Source organism: Neotamlana sargassicola, from assembly GCF_020523965.1.
GTDB classification, from domain to species: domain Bacteria; phylum Bacteroidota; class Bacteroidia; order Flavobacteriales; family Flavobacteriaceae; genus Neotamlana; species Neotamlana sargassicola.
On sequence record NZ_JAJAPX010000001.1, the window covers coordinates 458682 to 475934 of the forward strand.

A 17253-nucleotide genomic window follows, 5' to 3' on the forward strand; every position below is an offset into this window, starting at 1 on the left:
CTAAATTAACCCTACTTGGATCCCGACCCTGCCAGTTTACAACTCACGTTTTTAGCAATTGATTTCTCAATTGTATTTGGCTTTGCATTATTAATTTTGCTTTTACTTTGTTCTGCATTAATTTCTGGTGCCGAAGTAGCCTTGTTTTCTTTAAGTAAAACCGAACTAGAAGAACAAGCCTCCAATACCTCGAAACCCATTGAAATTATTTTAAATCTTCTAGATCGTCCTAAAAAATTATTAGCAACCATTTTAGTAGCCAATAATTTTATAAATATCGCCGTGGTAATTCTGTTCGCTTTTTTGGGTGACTTTATGTTTGGTGGTGTAACAAACCCACAATTAAAATTTATTTTAGAAGTGGTTGTGGTTACATTTTTAATTTTACTATTTGGAGAAATTTTACCTAAAATTTACGCCAGCCGCAACAACCTAAAATTTGCAACTTTTATGGCGTATCCGCTTCGTTTTTTAGATGTGGTTTTATCGCCAATAAGTTTACCAATGCGCAGTGTTACACTGGCAATACACAACAAATTGGGTAAGCAAAAATCGAACCTAAGTGTAGACCAACTTTCGCAGGCCTTAGAGCTAACTAGTGAAGAAGATACAACCAAAGAAGAACACAAAATTCTACAAGGCATTGTGTCCTTTGGTAACACAGACACCAAGCAAGTTATGCGACCTCGTATTGATATTTTCGCCTTGAACATCGAGCAAAAGTATGCCGATATTATGCCCGAAATTATAGAAAACGGTTACTCCAGAATTCCCGTTTACAAAGACAATATTGATACTATTGAAGGCATCCTTTACGTTAAAGATTTACTGCCATATATTGACAGAAAACAATTTGATTGGACCACCCTTTTACGCGAGCCATTTTTTGTGCCCGAAAACAAAAAACTAGACGATTTAATGGCCGAATTTCAAGAAAAAAAAGTGCATTTAGCGGTTGTAGTTGATGAATATGGCGGTACATCGGGACTTATTTCTTTAGAAGATATTATTGAAGAAATTGTAGGCGATATTAGTGATGAGTTCGATGATGAAGATTTAACCTACTCTAAGCTAGACGAAAACAACTTTGTTTTTGAAGGAAAAACAGCCTTAAAAGATCTTTATAAAATTATTAAGCTTGATGATGACAGCCTTTTTGAAGAAAACAAGGGTGAAGCTGAAACCATAGCTGGTTTTGTTTTAGAAATATCGGGTAGTTTCCCAAAACTAAACAGTAAAATAAATTTTGAAAACTACGTTTTTACTATAGAATCCATGGATAAAAAACGTATAAAACTAGTAAAGTTCACCATATTGTAATGAAACAATTTGCCTACCTATTAATAATTATTATTTGCTTTTCTTGCAGCGAAGATTACAAACCAAAACCAAAGGCAGAATTGCGTTTAGAATACCCGGAACCTCAATACATTACCGATAGTTTAAATCTGCCATTCACGTTCGATAAAAATCTTTTAGCCGAAAAAACAACGCTAAAACCAATACAATCTACAACCAAAAGTTATGGCGTTAATTTAGAATATCCAGCATTAAAAGGCACCATTTTTATTACCTACAAAGCCATAGAAAACAATACTAAGAACTTAAACGACTTTTTAAAAGATGCTCAAAAATTTACTTTAGAGCACACCCAAAAAGCGGACGAAATTCCTGCTTATCCCTACGAAAACAATAAAAGAAAAGTTTACGGAATGCTATCGGAAGTTAAAGGCAACGTTGCTTCTCCAGCACAATTTTACGTTACCGATAGTACAAACCACTTTTTAACCGGATCTATTTATTTTTATGCGAAACCAAATTACGACTCCATTTATCCGGCAGCTCAATATTTACAAAATGATATTAAGCGCATCATGGAATCGTTACAATGGAAATAAAAAAACGCAACCCAAAATTAATCGAGCTGCGTTTTTTCAAACTAACTAACCAACCAAATAGTTTATGAAACTAATTGTTCTTTTAACTTTTCACTATTTATTGCTGCCTGTATCGCATTTTTTTGACTAACCAACATCGCATCAATGCTTGGTGGCAACATTCTATCTTTTAAAATATCGTTATATTCTTTTAAACTAGCTTCTTCGCCGCGAATAGCCTCTTCTAAAATAGCTTCAGCATCGTTACTCGCAAATAAGGATTTTAAACTCATCCAATTGCGGTGCACCGTTCCTGTAAAACTACCAGATTCTTTTGGCTCTTCACCATAGGTTAAAATCTCGGTGCGAATTTGTTTTGCAAAATCGCTACGTTCGGTAGCTCGACGTCTGAAAAATATTTTCAAATTGGTATCATCAACATGATTTGCGGCATTTAAATAACCTTTTTCGGCATCGTAATTTTTTACTAAAAGTTCGTTTAATTTGTTCGAAATTTCTTCTGTGTACTTCATAATTCTAATTCTTCATTTAAATTTCTTGCGTTTCATTTTCAAAAAAATCTTTCGATTCTTTAGTTCATGCAATCAATATTAAACACAATTAAATATTAATTACATCCTGAGCTTTTATTTATAAAACCATAGGCTTTTGTTTTAAACTCATAGTAAAGATACTTAATAAGCAAGGCCATGTCAAGGTATTTAACAAGGTTTATAATATCTTTAAGAGCACATTAACAACTTAAACCGAAAACATTAAATTTGAAAAAACCCGTATTTATGAAACCTATTTGGCTGTATTTTTTAATTGTAATTCTTTACTCTTGTAAAACTACATCAACAACTATTAATGCAGAAAAATCGACCATTCCATTGTATGTTGGCACATTTACAACTAAAGATAGTAAGGGGATTTACCATTTTTTATTCAACACCAAAACAGGAGCATTAACAAACCAAAAGTTGGCAGCCGAAACAAGTAGCCCAAATTATATGGTGTATTCTAAAAACAGAAAACATTTGTATACAGCTAATAGGTCAGGCAATCCAGACCAACCCGATTTTATTTCTGCTTTTAATGTAAACAAAAACGGCACACTTACTTTAATTAACACTCAAAATAGCCAAGGGAAATCGCCTTGTCACGTTACTATAAACGAAGAAGGCACATTAATTTCTAACACCAATTATAACGGTGGTACGGTATCATTATATCAAATAAATAAAGATGGAGGCTTAACTAAAGCTAAACAAGTATTTAATCATAACGCCAAAAACCAAACATCGCATGCCCACTCCTCCCAATTTTATAAAAATGAGTTGTTTGTGGCAGATTTAGGAAGGAATGCCATTTATCAATACGTTTTAAATGAAGGTGAATATAAATTACAATCTGAAGCCATTGTGAATGCAGTTGGCAATCCAGGTCCTAGACACTTTACCATATCGCAAAACGGAACATTTATATACGTAATTAACGAATACGAAAACTCAATTACCAGTATAAAAAGAGATGATTCAAATTTTAAAACGATAGATTTAGACACTACATTAATGAGTAACACAACTGAAGAAAACTTTAGCGCCGACATTCATCTATCTAAAAACCAGAAATATTTATACGTTACAAATCGCGGAGAAAACACCGTTGCGGTATTTAATCGCAATACAGAAACTGGAACAATAGAAAAAATTCAGAACATTTCGGTTGAAGGGGATTGGCCGCGAAATTTCACTATAGACCCAACCGGAACATTTTTACTTGTGGCCAACCGCCGTAGTAATAACATTTCGGTTTTTAAAATAAACCAAAACAATGGCCAACTATCCTTTTTACATGACGTAAAAACACCATCGCCGGTTTTCCTATTATTTTAGTTAAATGCTTGAAAATTAAAAATATTAGAGTATATTTGCGCCCTCATTAATAACCCGAGGTCGAGAACCTCAATTAATTAATTATTATGCCTGTAAAAATTAGATTACAAAGACACGGTAAAAAAGGAAAACCTTATTACTGGATTGTTGCTGCCGATGCACGCGCAAAAAGAGATGGTAAATACCTAGAAAAATTAGGTGCTTACAACCCAAACACAAACCCTGCAACTGTAGAGTTAGATGTTGATGGTGCTGTAAAGTGGTTACAAAACGGTGCACAACCAACCGATACTGCTAAAGCTATTTTATCTTATAAAGGAGCTTTACTTAAAAAGCATTTAGCTGGTGGTGTTGCAAAAGGTGCCTTAACCGAAGAGCAAGCTGAAGAAAAATTCAACGCTTGGCTACAAGAAAAAGAAGCTAAAGTACAAGCTAAAGCCGATGGTTTAAGCGAAGCTGAAGCTAAAGCTAAAGCTGAAGCTCTTGCTGCAGAAAAAGCTGTAAACGAAGCTAGAATTGCTGCCGCTGCTCCTGTTGTTGAAGAAGCAACTGAAGAAAGTACAGAGGTTGAAGCTGAAGCTAGCAACGAAGAAGAATAAAAAACATTAATTTTTTTATACTTTTAAACTCCGGTACGTTGTATCGGAGTTTTTTTATTCCGACGAAAGTGGGAATTTAAACTAATAATAAATTTCTCAAAAAAAAAGATTTCCGCATGGGCGGAAATAGAAAAAGAAGACCTTTTTTATGAAAAAAGAAGATTGTTTCTACTTAGGAAAAATTGTTAAAAAATACAGTTTTAAAGGCGAAGTTTTAGCTAAACTTGATACCGACGAACCAGACATTTATGAAAACTTAGATGCTGTATTTCTAGAACTGAAAAACAACTTAATTCCATTTTTTGTAGAACATTCGCAATTACACAAAACAGAACTGCTTCGTTTAAAATTTGAAGATGTAAATTCTGAAGCTGACGCCGATTCAATTTTAAAATGCGACTTATATCTACCTTTAGATTTACTTCCTAAATTAGACGATGACAAATTTTATTTTCATGAAATTATTGGCTTTACTGTAACCGATAAAAACTTTGGTGAAGTAGGAATTATTAAAGCCGTAAACGACTCTACAGCGCAATCGCTTTTTGAAATTGACAGAAACGGCAAAGAAATTTTAATCCCAATGAACGACGAGTTTATTGTAAAAGTTGATAAAAAACAAAAAACCATCGAAGTAAACACTCCCGATGGTTTAATAGATTTGTATTTGTAAGTACAGTTTATACTGCAACTTTATTTCTTGAGCAAGAATCTTTATACACATTAATAGCGTAAAGCGTCATTACTAAATTTTCTTTTTGTTTTTTTAACGTTGACTCTAATTTTTCGTTGTAGTCAAACTTATTAATAACAGTTTGATATCTTTCAATATCCATCATTTGGATTTTACCTATTTCTGAGAAAATAAAAACCTCGTCGCTTGATGATTTAATATTTTTAAGTATTTCATTCAACCCGTAGCCTATCATTAACGGTGTGGTAACTTCAGGATATTCTGGTACTCCCCCTTGGTCTCGAATAGCAGCATCTAACTTTTTTATAAATTGACCACGGTCGTGCCCGAGTAATCTTAAAAATTTAGCAACCGATTCGCTTTCAATAGCATCAGCCGTATTTAAAAACGCCTTTTCGGTATTAAAATTTAGACTTAGTAATTTATTAAGATACGCTGTAATTTCTAGAGATTTCTTCATATTAAGTAGGTTTAAGTTCGAAAAAAAGATTAACAAATTAGATTTGGTACTAGCTAAAGTAATAATCTAAACCAATTTTCAACTAAACCGACTAAAATATTCGACAAAAAAACTCTTTAAAACGCTAAAAAAATCGATGAAATGCATTTTTTAGCATAATTTTTTATGAAACGGCAAATTGTCTAGCGAATAAATCCTTGTGAACTTCAATACCATATAATGAATTAACAATAGTATTTTTTTGATTTTTAAGTGCCTTTTCTAATTGCTCCGGAAAATCCACATTATTAAGTACTTTTTGATATTTCTCAATATCTACAACTTGCATTCTACCAATTTCGGTTAAAATTTTAAGCTTATTTCGTTTGGATATAATTTGTCTTAATTTGTTTTTATTTAGGCTGGGTATAATGTTGTCTGGATAAGTTGGTACACCGCCTTTTTGTCTAATAGCCGAATCTAAGGCTTTTATAAATTGCTTTCGTTCGTAACCAGAAACACGTAAAAAGTTTTTTATTACAGTGCTGTCAACAATATCTATTACATCTAAAAAAGCTTTTTCTGCCTTGCAGTTTAAGGTAAGTAAACGGTTTAATTGCTTATTAATTAATTCTGTATTTTTCATACGACCTAGTTGATATTTAAAATGCCAAGGCATTTTTGGTTATTTTTTAATAATTAGGAGAATTCTAAGTTAAGAAAAAACGCTATAAACTAATAGTGATAAAAAATATTTCACAATAATTAATTTATCTCATTGTTTTCGTCTTGAAATTAAAATATATGTCATATATAAAGCTTAATTTTATTAAATGTTCAAGGTTTTATACTTTCATTTAGCTTATTTATAGAATAATATAGCCGCTTTGAAATACATTTTAGGCAACAATAGCATATTCGCGTTTAAAAACACGCAACGTGTCTTGTATACTATCGCGCTGTTTCACCAACGTTTTACATACTTTTAACGGCAAGTGAGGCTGCATTAATACTTCGTTATACTTATTTACACTTGCTTGTTTTAACATAAAGATTTCATCAATTAACTTACTTTCATTTTCAACATCTAACAAACCTTTAAACTTAGTTTTTAACTTATAAAAGTTTTTACTTAAGGCTCCAACACGCTCAGGAGTTTCACCTAAAGATTCAATTTCTTTATTAATAAGTTTACTAAACTCATTTCGTTCTATTGCACTTTCTCTAAAAAACCTGCGCAACGTATCATCCTTCACCTCATCTACAATCTCATCGTAAACCTTTTCTACTTCAAAATTTACTAACAATAAATCATTAAGTTGTCCCAATATTTTTTTCACGTATCTCATAGCTTATAACTTTATTTTAGTTTGCAGTATGTTTAAATTTATATACGCTTGTATAACTGTATTTGGATTACCTAATTATATTTTTTAACATTTTTTTACTTTTTTAACTTAATTTTACAAAAAAAACAATGGCCAACACTCCTTTTGTATTTAAACAATTTACTGTTAATCAAGATAAAAGCGCAATGAAAATAGGAACAGATGCGGTTTTACTCGGTGCTTGGGCTTCCATTAAAAATCAACCGTTTTCAATTTTAGACATTGGAGCTGGAACCGGTATTTTAGCTTTAATTTTAGCGCAACGATGCTTTGCCGAAGTTATTGATGCCCTTGAAATTGATGATGAAGCATACGAAGAATGTGTTGAAAACTTCGAGCATTCTCCTTGGGGCGATCGTTTATTTTGTTACCATGCCTCTTTAGAAGAGTTTACTAATGAAATTGAAGACGAATATGACTTAATTGTTTGCAACCCTCCGTTTTATTCTGATGATTTTAAAACCAATAACCCGTCCCGCGATTTAGCACGTTTTCAAGATGCGATGCCTTTTGAACATCTTTTACAAAGTGTCGCTATATTACTTTCTGAAAACGGTATATTCTCGGTTATAATACCAAAAAAGGAAGAAGCGCATTTTATAGAGCTTGCATCAAATTACCAACTTTCACCTGTTAGAATATGTCATGTTAAGGGCAATCCGACTTCCGAAATAAAAAGAAGCTTAATAGAATTTTCGTTTACAGAATCAGACATTAAAACCGAAACTTTAATTATTGAAACCGAAAGACATGTATATACCCCAGAATATATTGCATTAACTAAAGAGTTTTATTTAAAAATGTAACTCCCCAACAACCAAATTAAATATTTCACAAAATAAGCCCCTTTCTGTTAAATATTTTAAATAAATTTGTTAGAAACCTGAATAATTTTAAAAATTATGAAACCAGATTTATTTGAAGCACCCGACTATTATAACATAGACGAATTACTTACCGAAGAGCATAAACTTGTTAGGCAAGCAGCTCGCGATTGGGTAAAACGCGATGTTTCTCCAATAATTGAAGAATATGCACAAAAAGCAGAATTCCCAAGTCAAATAATTTCCGGGTTAGCCGAAATAGGCGCATTTGGTCCATATATCCCTTTGGAATATGGCGGTGCTGGTTTAGACCAAATTAGCTACGGATTAATTATGCAAGAAATTGAACGTGGCGATTCTGGAGTACGCAGTACAGCATCGGTGCAATCGTCGTTAGTTATGTACCCAATCTGGAAATACGGCACCGAAGCGCAACGCCAAAAATATTTACCAAAACTTGCAAGTGGCCAATGGATGGGTTGTTTTGGTTTAACAGAACCAGACCACGGTAGTAACCCAAGCGGCATGGTAACTAATTTTAAAGACAAAGGCGACCATTATGTATTAAATGGTGCTAAAATGTGGATTAGTAATGCCCCTTTTGCTCAAATAGCTGTAGTTTGGGCAAAAAATGAAGAAGGCCGAATTTATGGTTTAATTGTAGAACGTGGTATGGATGGATTTTCAACCCCTGAAACACACAATAAATGGTCGTTACGTGCAAGTGCAACTGGCGAATTAATTTTTGATAACGTTAAAGTACCCAAAGAAAATTTACTACCAAATAAATCGGGCTTGGGCGCACCTCTTGGCTGCTTAGATTCTGCTAGGTATGGCATTGCTTGGGGCGCTATTGGTGCAGCTATGGATTGCTACGACACGGCACTTCGTTACAGTAAAGAACGCATACAGTTTGGCAAACCTATTGGGCAGTTTCAATTACAACAAAAAAAACTCGCAGAAATGATTACCGAAATTACCAAAGCGCAACTATTAACGTGGCGCTTAGGTGTTTTACGTAACGAAAATAAAGCAACCTCGGCACAAATATCTATGGCGAAACGAAACAATGTAGATATGGCCATAAAAATTGCGAGAGAAGCGCGCCAAATGCTAGGAGGTATGGGTATTACGGGTGAATATAGTATTATGCGACACATGATGAATTTAGAAAGTGTAATAACCTACGAAGGCACGCACGACATCCATTTACTTATTACAGGCTTAGATATTACCGGCTTTAACGCCTTTAAATAAAACCTCAATAGCTTTTTACTCGTATGTTTTTAAAAAGCTAAATATGAAAACAATGATATATCTTTTAACGCTAATGTCGTTTTTAGTCTCGGGTTGTAGTAATACCGATTCAGCTTTAACCGAAAACGATTTTTTTGAAACATATAGCGATACCACAGCCACTCAGAAAAACTATAAAATACTCGCTTTGGGCGATAGCTACACCATTGGAGAAAGCGTTTGTGAAACTTGTAACTTCCCAACTCAGCTAAAAGATAGTTTAGAATTTCGTTTTAAAAATAAAAACCAAGTAAAACTAAAAATTGTAGCAACAACCGGTTGGACTACTACCAACTTAATTAATGCCATTGATAACGAAAGCTTGAAGAACACATACGATTTAGTAACCTTACTTATTGGTGTAAACAACCAATATCAAGGCAAGCCTTTTTCAATTTACGAAAACGAATTTCCGCAGTTAGTAAACACTGCAATAAAGCATGCAAATGGAGATAAATTAAACGTTATTGTGGTTTCTATTCCAGATTATGCGTTTACACCTTTTGGCGAAGGAAATAAATTAATCTCCGAAGCAATAGATAAATACAACAATTTTGCCAAGCAATATTGTAGTAATAACAACATTACCTATTTAAACATTACCGACATAACAAGAAAAGGATTAGAAAACCCAGAATTAGTAGCAACCGATAGGCTTCACCCTTCAACCAAAGCCTACACTAAATTTGTAGAACATTTATTACCATTAGTTCAAGAAAAACTAAAAGACTAGTCACTTTTTTAATACATTTACTGTATAACAAATAACTAATGAATCTTTCATCGAAAAAGAGATTAGATAACGCCTATAAAAATGCTAAAGTCGTAGAATTTGACGATAACAGCAAATTTATACTATTTAGCGATTGCCACCGTGGCGACAATAGTTTTGCAGACGATTTTGCTAACAACCGCAACATTTATTTTCATGCCTTAAAACACTATTATGCAGAAGGCTTTAATTATTGCGAACTTGGTGATGGGGACGAACTATGGGAAAATCTTTCTTTCAGTTCCATTTTAAATGCTCATAAAAATGTGTATATGCTTATGAAACAATTTCATGAAGAGCAAAAATTACACATGATTTGGGGTAACCACGATATGGTTTATAGAAATGAGAGCTATGTGAAAAAATATTTATCTACGTATTTCGATCCTAAAATTGGTGAAGATGTTCCACTTTTTAAAGATTTAAAATATAACGAAGCTATTATTTTAAAACATTGCAGAACCGGACAAGAACTTTTTTTAACCCACGGTCATCAAGCCGATTGGTGGAATTTTTTATTCTGGAAATGGAGCCGATTTTTAGTACGTATTTTATGGAAACCATTAAACGTTATGGGAATTGCAGACCCAACAAGTCCGGCAAAAAACTACACAGAACTTATAAAGGTTGAAAAACGAACCAAAAAATGGATTGCAGCCAACAATAATTTACTCACCATTGTTGGGCATACACACAGACCACGATTTCCCGAACCTGGTGATATCGCTTTTTTTAATGATGGTAGCTGCGTACACCCTAGAAGCATTACAGGTATTGAAATTGAAAACGGCAAAATTTCACTTATAAAATGGCAAATTGCCACTAAAGACGATGGCACTTTACAAATAGTTCGTGTTTTATTAGAAGGACCAAGAAAGTTAGAAGATTATAAAACTGATTAACTTAAATGCTTCAAAAACATTATCAAGGTTTTTTAAATACGCCTACACTTTGGGAAGGCAAGACTATTTTTAATTTAAAACAGTTTAATATTGCCCAAAACGCTTCAAAAATAAATATCTACATAAATAATAATCTCCGTTTAGGAAAATATGTTGAACGCCTCGTTTCATTTCAATTACATAAAGAAAAAAGTATTTCTGTTTTAGCCGAAAATATTCAAATTCAAAATAACAAACTTACTTTAGGCGAACTAGATTGCTTGTTATTAAAAAACAAAAAGCCTATTCATTTAGAAATTATCTATAAATTTTATTTGTATGATGCGTCTGTTGGTAACAGCGAAATTCATCATTTTATTGGACCTAATAGAAAAGATTCTCTAATTGAAAAACTAGATAAATTAAAAAATAAACAGCTTCCTTTACTGCATTCATTGCATTGCCAACCTTATTTAAATAGTTTGGGATTAAATACTGAAGACATAGAACAGCAAGTATATTTTAAAGCACAATTATTTATACCGTTTAATAACAATGTTACTTTAAAAACTTTAAATAACGCTTGTATTGTTGGGTATTATGTTTCAAAATTAGATTTGAAAAACTTCACGGATTGTAAATTTTACATACCAAATAAAAAAGACTGGTTAGTTATACCTGAACCTCATGTAGATTGGACCAATTTTGATGTATTTGAAGCTTTAGCTGAAAATTATTTTACCGAAAAATTCTCAACCATGTTTTGGATGAAGCAACCTAATGGCGAAATAAAAAAAATGTTCCTAGTTTGGTGGACAAGCTAGGAACATTTTTAAAAACTCCGAATTAAATTCGGAATTACAAATAATTTTATTCTGTAGGAATACGTTCGTCAATCATTTTTAACGGCATACCTTCCATTAAATCGAAAATATCAAGAATGCTTCTAAAACTATCTTCTTCTTCAGATTGCTCTGAAACAAACCATTGCATAAATACTTCGGTTATAAAATCGTTTTTCTCTCTTGCTGCTTTAAATATTTTGAAGATAGATTCGGTAACACTAATTTCGTGCTCTAAACCTGTTTCGTAAATAGATCGTAAACTTTCAAATTCGTTATTAACTCCTGTTACATTTGGCGAAATAGCCGCACCACCATTATCGTTAACAAATTTAAATATTTTCATGGCGTGCTCTCTTTCTTCTTCAGCTTGCTTGTAAAAAAAGGCTTTGCTGTTTAAAAGTTCACGTTGGTCGCACCAAGAAGCCATTGCTAAATAAGCAGCCGATGCTTTCATTTCCATTCCTATTTGATTATTTAACATATCCATTACCTCTGGGTGAATAGACATTTGTTTTCTTACTGCTGTGTTCATACCTAATTATTTTATTACAAAGTTAAAATAAATTGAAGCACCCAGTAAGTATAAATAAAATTTATACAAAGTCTAAATAAATATAAATTTAAACTAATATAGAAGCAGGAGCGTGAAAAAACAACTCTAATTCTTCTTTTAAATGAAGTAATTCTGGAATTTCTAAATAGAGCAAGTGTTGTTTATCTGCAACAAACAATAACACAAAATTTTCGTTGTTAACAATTCTTTCTAAAGATGAAAATTGCGTTAACTCATTAATGTTACGTCTTAATTCAAGAATTTGAGGAAAACTTAAATTAATCTGCTTATTAGGCGCAGTTAAAACGTACTTACAAAAGGTAAGCGCCTTAATATCGTAACTATATTTTATATCAATTTCCATAAGATGACGGCAAATATAGTTATTTATTTAGAATAAATAAAAACAATTTAACTTTCTGGAGCCAATTCAACTTCTAAGCCTTCCATTTCTGGTGTTATTTGTATTTGGCAACCTAAACGGCTGTTGTCTTGCACATCGAAAGCTTCAGAAAGCATAGCTTCTTCATCGTCTCCCATTTCTGGTAATTCTGTATCGCTAAGCACATAACATTGACAAGACGCACACATAGCCATACCACCACAAACACCAATAGTTCCTTCTGGTGCCAACTCGTAAGATCGTACCACTTCCATTAAGTTCATAGCCATATCTGTTGGTGCTACAATTTCGTGTGTAACGCCATCTCTATCTGTTATTTTAATATTTACGTCGCTCATTTTAAAATGTGTTGTTATGTTTTGTAAACAGCATGTTTTATGCCACAAATTTAAAGCTTGAAATTAAACTTATATCTGTTTTACCTATAATTTTACAAGTTTTTACAAAAAAAATAAAGAATCCTTAAAAAACTAAGTTTTAAGAATTCTCATTTTTATTCAATTAAGCCTTTTGCTTATAATTTTTTATAAATTATTGGGGTTTTATTTTACGCCTCAACATTTATTACTTCCTCAATTTGAGGTGCATGCTTTTTTATGGTCATTTCTACACCAGATTTTAAAGTCATTTGGTTAACACTGCAGCCTACACAAGCGCCGTGTAATTGTACTTTTACCAGCTTCTCATCTTCTATAGAAATTAGGGAAATATCGCCGCCATCACTTTGTAAAAACGGGCGAATTTCATCTAAGGCTTTTTCAATATTTATTTTTAACTCTTCTGTTGTCATATCTTATTTTTTAACAGCCGAACAACCTGCCATGGTTGTTATTTTAATGGCTTCAGTTGGTGGTAAATTATCGTTTCTTTTTACTACTTCTTGAACAACTTCTTTAGTTATTGTTTCGAAAGCCTTTTCAAGAGGTGTTGCGGTTTGTAATGCTGCTGGACGACCAACATCGCCAGCCTCACGAATACTTTGTACTAAAGGCAATTGCCCTAAAAATGGTACGTTTAAGTCTTCGGCTAAATTTTTAGCGCCTTCTTTACCAAAAATATAATATTTATTGTTTGGTAGCTCTGCTGGTGTAAAATACGCCATATTTTCAATAATTCCTAAAACAGGAACTTGTATACTGTCTTGTTGAAACATAGCAACCCCTTTTTTGGCATCGGCTAAAGCCACATTTTGTGGTGTACTAACAACAACCGCGCCAGTAATTGGTAACGACTGCATAATACTTAAATGAATATCGCCTGTTCCTGGAGGCAAATCTATTAGTAAAAAGTCTATGTCGCCCCAATGTGCATCAAAAATCATTTGGTTTAATGCTTTTGCTGCCATTGGACCACGCCAAACTACAGCTTGATTAGGTTGTGTAAAAAAGCCAATAGACAATACCTTTACACCATAATTTTCTATAGGCTTCATTTTAGATTTACCATCTACATTAACCGCCAAAGGTTTTTCCGCCTCTACATCGAACATAATTGGAATAGATGGCCCATAAATATCAGCATCTAAAACGCCAACTTTAAAGCCCATTTTTGCTAAACTAACCGCTAAATTTGCTGTTACTGTAGATTTACCAACGCCACCTTTACCAGATGCCACGGCTACTATATTTTGAATTCCCGGAATAGGATTTCCTTTAATAACATTAGTTTGTGGTTTTGCAGGTGCAACCACTTTTATATTTACTTTTATTTTAGCCTTTTCGTAAACCTTATCGTGTATGGTTTTTAAAATATCGACCTCGGTGCGTTTTTTAGCTTGTAAACTTGGGTTTTTTATAGTTACATCTACTATAACTTCGTCGCCAAAAGTTACCACATTTGTTACGGCACCACTTTCCACCATGTTTTGGCCTTCTCCAGGCACTGTAATGGTTTCTAAGGCTTTAAGTATATCGTTTTTATTGAGTTTCATTCGTTTTGTAAAGCATAATTCAGAAAAAGCAAATATACGCATTTAAGACTGAAGCCTAAAACTGAATTAAAAAGTTTTATTGATATAACTATGTAAAATATTTATATAAAACGGCATGATTTGTGTGCAAGAAATTTCACAAAAAACCCAACCAAAATGTTAACAAAATACGCGTTATTTCTATTAATTATTTTGAGCTTTAATTTTTCTCAATCTCAAACCAAAATTGAAAAAGCCGAAGAAAGCTTAAAAAAACAAGAGCAACCTGTGGGCTATTACACCCAAAGTAATGAATACAACAACTCAAGTAGCGATAGTGGTTCATTTTTTAGCGAAGTTGTTGCCGAATTATTTATAGGTTTATTTGCTTACACCGCCTACGGTGTATTATTTGAAAGCCCATTTGAAATTAACAGTAAAAACAATGATGCTATATTAACGAAGCGTGTTTATTTTGAACCAAACACAGGACATTACAGTTATGAATGGAACGATAATTCGGCCATTGGACGCACCACAATTTCAACGAAATATATTTTTGCTAATCCTAAATTAAAAGGCAATCATTTAAATATTGATATGCGTTTTTTTAATCGTTTAGCCTTAGAAGTAAACTACCTTCAACTTTGGGAAAACAACACCAATTTTGGACACGACGCATTAGCTATTTATACCGCTTTAGGAAAATACCACCGTATTAGAACAAAAGCGTTTGATGGCTGGTGGGGTGTTGGCGCATCATATGTTGATGGCGAGGTAAACAGTTTCGGCTTTACTTACGGATTAGGCGCCGAAGTATTTTTAGGCAAACCAATTAGTATTGAAAGCAGTTTTAACCAAACTTTAGTAAATCAAAACACCGTTAATAAGTTTAATGCACTTATAAACTACTACATTAATCAATACAAAATTTACGGCGGTTACGAGTATTTAAAAATTGGCAGTCAAAACTTTTCTATGGTAAGTTTAGGCGCTGGTTTTTCGTTTTAAACTGGAATTTATTAGCTTATAATTCTTCCGAAGGATCCCAAAAAACAGCTTTAAAATTTTGAACGTGATTATCGATAACAACAACACCTTCGCTTTCTAGAAGCTGTTGCATTAAGTTTGTGCCTTCAAAATGATGTTTTCCAGAAAGCAAACCATTTCTGTTTACTACGCGATGAGCTGGTACATCTTTTCCATGCGAACCATTCATTGCATAACCAACCATTCGGGCACTTCTAGCGGCACCTAAATATTTTGCAATAGCACCATAACTTGTAACTTTTCCGTAAGGTATTTGTTTAGCTACCTCGTAAACCTTATCGAAAAAATTAAGTGTTTCTGGTTTCATATTACATCTTCTTAATAATATTAATTAAAGTAATAATAGCAATAATCGCGGTAATAGCACCAATAATATAATTCATGTTTTTTTGAGACGTAAACTGTTTTTCACTTATTTTATCGAAAAAAGCCATATACAAATAAAGCACCAAAAACGATCCGGAAGCGGTACCTAAAACATAAGCTACAATATTAGAAATACTAAAATCTAGCCAACCAAACGATGCCAAAGTAATTGTCATGTAGGCCTGAAAAGGTATAGGAAACACATTTAAAGCCGACATTAAAACACCTTGAAAAAACCGACTATGTTTACTTTTACTTTTAGGTTTTTTTTCTTGTTTTTTAGGCCCAGATTTGGCTACTAAAAAAAAATAAAGTGATATAGCTATAAATAAAGCACAGGCCACTTTTTGCAGCACACTAATAACCTCAGGGTGCATTTTTAAATAACGTGCAAAAATTGCAGCAATATAGGTTTGTAAAATCACAATTAAAACAGCTCCAATAGAAAACATAACACCTCTAGTTAAGCCTTCTTTTAACCTAATTTTGGCCGCCGTTATATTTAACATACCTGGAGGCAAAACTGCAATAAAGGCGGCTACTAAACCTAGTAAAAAAACAAAAGTTATATTCAAAACCTATTTAATTTTAAATGCTATATAAGTAATAGGCTTTTGTAGCTGTAAATATTGCGACTCGTAAAATGTTTGTATCGCTGTAACGTCTTCAGGGCTTCCTTCTTGTTTATACACATTATGGTTAGCGTAAAGCACTTCGTGGCCAGCACCGTGTAATAAACCAAGTGTGTAACCGTGCATAAACTCGCTATCGGTTTTAAGATTTACAATACCTTCTGGTTTTAAAACCTGTTTGTATCGCTGTAAAAAAGCAGCGTTAGTCATTCGGTGTTTCGTGCGTTTATATTTTATTTGTGGGTCTGGGAAAGTAATCCAAATTTCGTCTACTTCATTTTCCGCGAAAGCGTACTCAATTAATTCAATTTGGGTGCGCAAAAAAGCGACATTGTTTATATCTTCTTCTACTGCTGTTTTTGCGCCGCGCCAAAAACGAGCGCCTTTAATATCTATACCAATAAAGTTTTTATTAGGATATTTTTTTGCTAAGGCTACCGAATATTCACCTTTACCGCAACCTAATTCTAAAACAACAGGATTATTGTTTTTAAATTGATTTTTACTCCAATGGCCTTTTAAGCTAAATTCGGCATTAACAAGTTCATCGCGTGTTGGCTGAATTACATTGTTAAAGGTTTCGTTCTCTCTAAATCGCTTCAATTTATTTTTACTGCCCACCTAATTAAATTTTTATCAGATAATAATTATTTTGCAAAAATACGGCAGAGTTGTTCTATTTAAAAAATTTGCTTAACAATAAATTAGTATTTAATTGTATTTCATAAAATTTAGGAAATATTCAGCGCTTAAAATATGCTTAATTTTGTTTAGATTAAAATTCAGCTTAAATTAGTGAACAATTGATTTAAGGTGAATTAAATTAT

General features: G+C 32.9%; 23 protein-coding genes. 11 read left to right on the forward strand and 12 right to left on the reverse strand.

The features are described from left to right. Positions 1-15 precede the first annotated feature (15 nt). Positions 16-1320 (forward strand): gliding motility-associated protein GldE, encoded by a 1305-nt coding sequence (locus LG651_RS01955; RefSeq protein WP_226694476.1) that lies wholly within the window; start codon positions 16-18, stop codon positions 1318-1320. Further along, positions 1320-1898, forward strand: a complete 579-nt coding sequence (gene gldD, locus LG651_RS01960) for a gliding motility lipoprotein GldD (RefSeq protein WP_226694477.1) — start codon at positions 1320-1322, stop codon at positions 1896-1898. The genes LG651_RS01955 and gldD overlap by 1 nt, the downstream gene beginning before the upstream one ends. Before the next feature lie 62 nt (positions 1899-1960). Here gldD and LG651_RS01965 read toward each other — a convergent pair whose 3' ends face one another. Further along, complete coding sequence (locus tag LG651_RS01965; protein WP_226694478.1) at positions 1961-2410, reverse strand: ferritin-like domain-containing protein; 450 nt, start codon at positions 2408-2410, stop codon at positions 1961-1963. Between the two features lie 267 nt (positions 2411-2677). Here LG651_RS01965 and LG651_RS01970 point away from each other — a divergent pair, with 267 nt between their 5' ends. From LG651_RS01970 to rimM, 3 genes are all read left to right on the forward strand, one after another. Then, entirely contained in the window at positions 2678-3775 is a 1098-nt protein-coding gene (locus tag LG651_RS01970) for a lactonase family protein (protein WP_226694479.1), read from the forward strand. An 86-nt stretch (positions 3776-3861) separates the two neighbouring features. Then, positions 3862-4374 carry a 30S ribosomal protein S16 gene (locus LG651_RS01975; protein ID WP_226694480.1) on the forward strand — a complete coding sequence of 171 codons (513 nt, stop codon included), beginning with the start codon at positions 3862-3864 and terminating at the stop codon, positions 4372-4374. A 148-nt stretch (positions 4375-4522) separates the two neighbouring features. Further along, a complete protein-coding gene (gene rimM, locus LG651_RS01980; RefSeq protein ID WP_226694481.1) occupies positions 4523-5047 on the forward strand; it encodes a ribosome maturation factor RimM in 525 nt (174 codons plus the stop codon). Positions 5048-5054: 7 nt separating this feature from the next. On the opposite strand, the gene LG651_RS01985 is transcribed toward rimM, so the two are convergent. The 3 genes from LG651_RS01985 to LG651_RS01995 all read right to left on the reverse strand — a co-directional run bounded on the left by LG651_RS01985 (position 5055) and on the right by LG651_RS01995 (position 6856). Further along, the gene (locus LG651_RS01985; protein WP_226694482.1) at positions 5055-5528 is read right to left on the reverse strand and encodes a hypothetical protein; all 474 of its coding nucleotides are present in this window, start codon (positions 5526-5528) and stop codon (positions 5055-5057) included. Positions 5529-5691: 163 nt separating this feature from the next. Next, positions 5692-6186 (reverse strand): DUF2383 domain-containing protein, encoded by a 495-nt coding sequence (locus LG651_RS01990; RefSeq protein WP_226694483.1) that lies wholly within the window; start codon positions 6184-6186, stop codon positions 5692-5694. Positions 6187-6406: 220 nt separating this feature from the next. After that, positions 6407-6856 carry a DUF2383 domain-containing protein gene (locus LG651_RS01995; RefSeq protein ID WP_226694484.1) on the reverse strand — a complete coding sequence of 150 codons (450 nt, stop codon included), beginning with the start codon at positions 6854-6856 and terminating at the stop codon, positions 6407-6409. A 128-nt stretch (positions 6857-6984) separates the two neighbouring features. Here LG651_RS01995 and LG651_RS02000 point away from each other — a divergent pair, with 128 nt between their 5' ends. The 5 genes from LG651_RS02000 (at position 6985) to LG651_RS02020 (ending at position 11492) form a co-directional block, all read left to right on the forward strand. Continuing rightward, complete coding sequence (locus LG651_RS02000; protein WP_226694485.1) at positions 6985-7701, forward strand: tRNA1(Val) (adenine(37)-N6)-methyltransferase; 717 nt, start codon at positions 6985-6987, stop codon at positions 7699-7701. Between the two features lie 96 nt (positions 7702-7797). Beyond that, entirely contained in the window at positions 7798-8976 is a 1179-nt protein-coding gene (locus tag LG651_RS02005; RefSeq protein WP_226694486.1) for an acyl-CoA dehydrogenase family protein, read from the forward strand. Positions 8977-9028: 52 nt separating this feature from the next. After that, on the forward strand, positions 9029-9748 hold the full coding sequence (locus tag LG651_RS02010) for an SGNH/GDSL hydrolase family protein (RefSeq protein ID WP_317197706.1): 720 nt from the start codon (positions 9029-9031) through the stop codon (positions 9746-9748). Between the two features lie 38 nt (positions 9749-9786). Beyond that, the gene (locus LG651_RS02015) at positions 9787-10689 is read left to right on the forward strand and encodes a metallophosphoesterase (protein WP_226694488.1); all 903 of its coding nucleotides are present in this window, start codon (positions 9787-9789) and stop codon (positions 10687-10689) included. Positions 10690-10694: 5 nt separating this feature from the next. Continuing rightward, on the forward strand, positions 10695-11492 hold the full coding sequence (locus tag LG651_RS02020) for a DUF1853 family protein (protein WP_226694489.1): 798 nt from the start codon (positions 10695-10697) through the stop codon (positions 11490-11492). Between the two features lie 46 nt (positions 11493-11538). Here LG651_RS02020 and LG651_RS02025 read toward each other — a convergent pair whose 3' ends face one another. The 5 genes from LG651_RS02025 to LG651_RS02045 all read right to left on the reverse strand — a co-directional run bounded on the left by LG651_RS02025 (position 11539) and on the right by LG651_RS02045 (position 14399). Further along, the gene (locus LG651_RS02025; protein ID WP_226694490.1) at positions 11539-12045 is read right to left on the reverse strand and encodes a ferritin; all 507 of its coding nucleotides are present in this window, start codon (positions 12043-12045) and stop codon (positions 11539-11541) included. 88 nt (positions 12046-12133) lie between these two features. Beyond that, the gene (locus tag LG651_RS02030; protein WP_226694491.1) at positions 12134-12430 is read right to left on the reverse strand and encodes a hypothetical protein; all 297 of its coding nucleotides are present in this window, start codon (positions 12428-12430) and stop codon (positions 12134-12136) included. 47 nt (positions 12431-12477) lie between these two features. Continuing rightward, a complete protein-coding gene (locus LG651_RS02035; RefSeq protein WP_226694492.1) occupies positions 12478-12807 on the reverse strand; it encodes a 2Fe-2S iron-sulfur cluster-binding family protein in 330 nt (109 codons plus the stop codon). Between the two features lie 209 nt (positions 12808-13016). Continuing rightward, positions 13017-13259, reverse strand: coding sequence for a NifU family protein (locus LG651_RS02040; protein ID WP_044633116.1), 243 nt, complete (start codon positions 13257-13259; stop codon positions 13017-13019). Between the two features lie 3 nt (positions 13260-13262). Beyond that, positions 13263-14399 (reverse strand): Mrp/NBP35 family ATP-binding protein, encoded by a 1137-nt coding sequence (locus LG651_RS02045; RefSeq protein WP_226694493.1) that lies wholly within the window; start codon positions 14397-14399, stop codon positions 13263-13265. 156 nt (positions 14400-14555) lie between these two features. On the opposite strand from LG651_RS02045, the gene LG651_RS02050 reads away from it, so the two are divergent. Continuing rightward, on the forward strand, positions 14556-15389 hold the full coding sequence (locus tag LG651_RS02050) for a hypothetical protein (RefSeq protein ID WP_226694494.1): 834 nt from the start codon (positions 14556-14558) through the stop codon (positions 15387-15389). A 16-nt stretch (positions 15390-15405) separates the two neighbouring features. Here LG651_RS02050 and LG651_RS02055 read toward each other — a convergent pair whose 3' ends face one another. From LG651_RS02055 to trmB, 3 genes are read right to left on the reverse strand one after another with little or no spacing between them, the layout of a single operon-like run. Continuing rightward, the gene (locus LG651_RS02055; RefSeq protein WP_226694495.1) at positions 15406-15735 is read right to left on the reverse strand and encodes an MGMT family protein; all 330 of its coding nucleotides are present in this window, start codon (positions 15733-15735) and stop codon (positions 15406-15408) included. Position 15736: 1 nt separating this feature from the next. Continuing rightward, entirely contained in the window at positions 15737-16369 is a 633-nt protein-coding gene (locus LG651_RS02060; RefSeq protein ID WP_226694496.1) for a LysE family transporter, read from the reverse strand. A 3-nt stretch (positions 16370-16372) separates the two neighbouring features. Then, entirely contained in the window at positions 16373-17047 is a 675-nt protein-coding gene (trmB, locus tag LG651_RS02065) for a tRNA (guanosine(46)-N7)-methyltransferase TrmB (RefSeq protein WP_226694497.1), read from the reverse strand. Positions 17048-17253 lie beyond the last annotated feature (206 nt).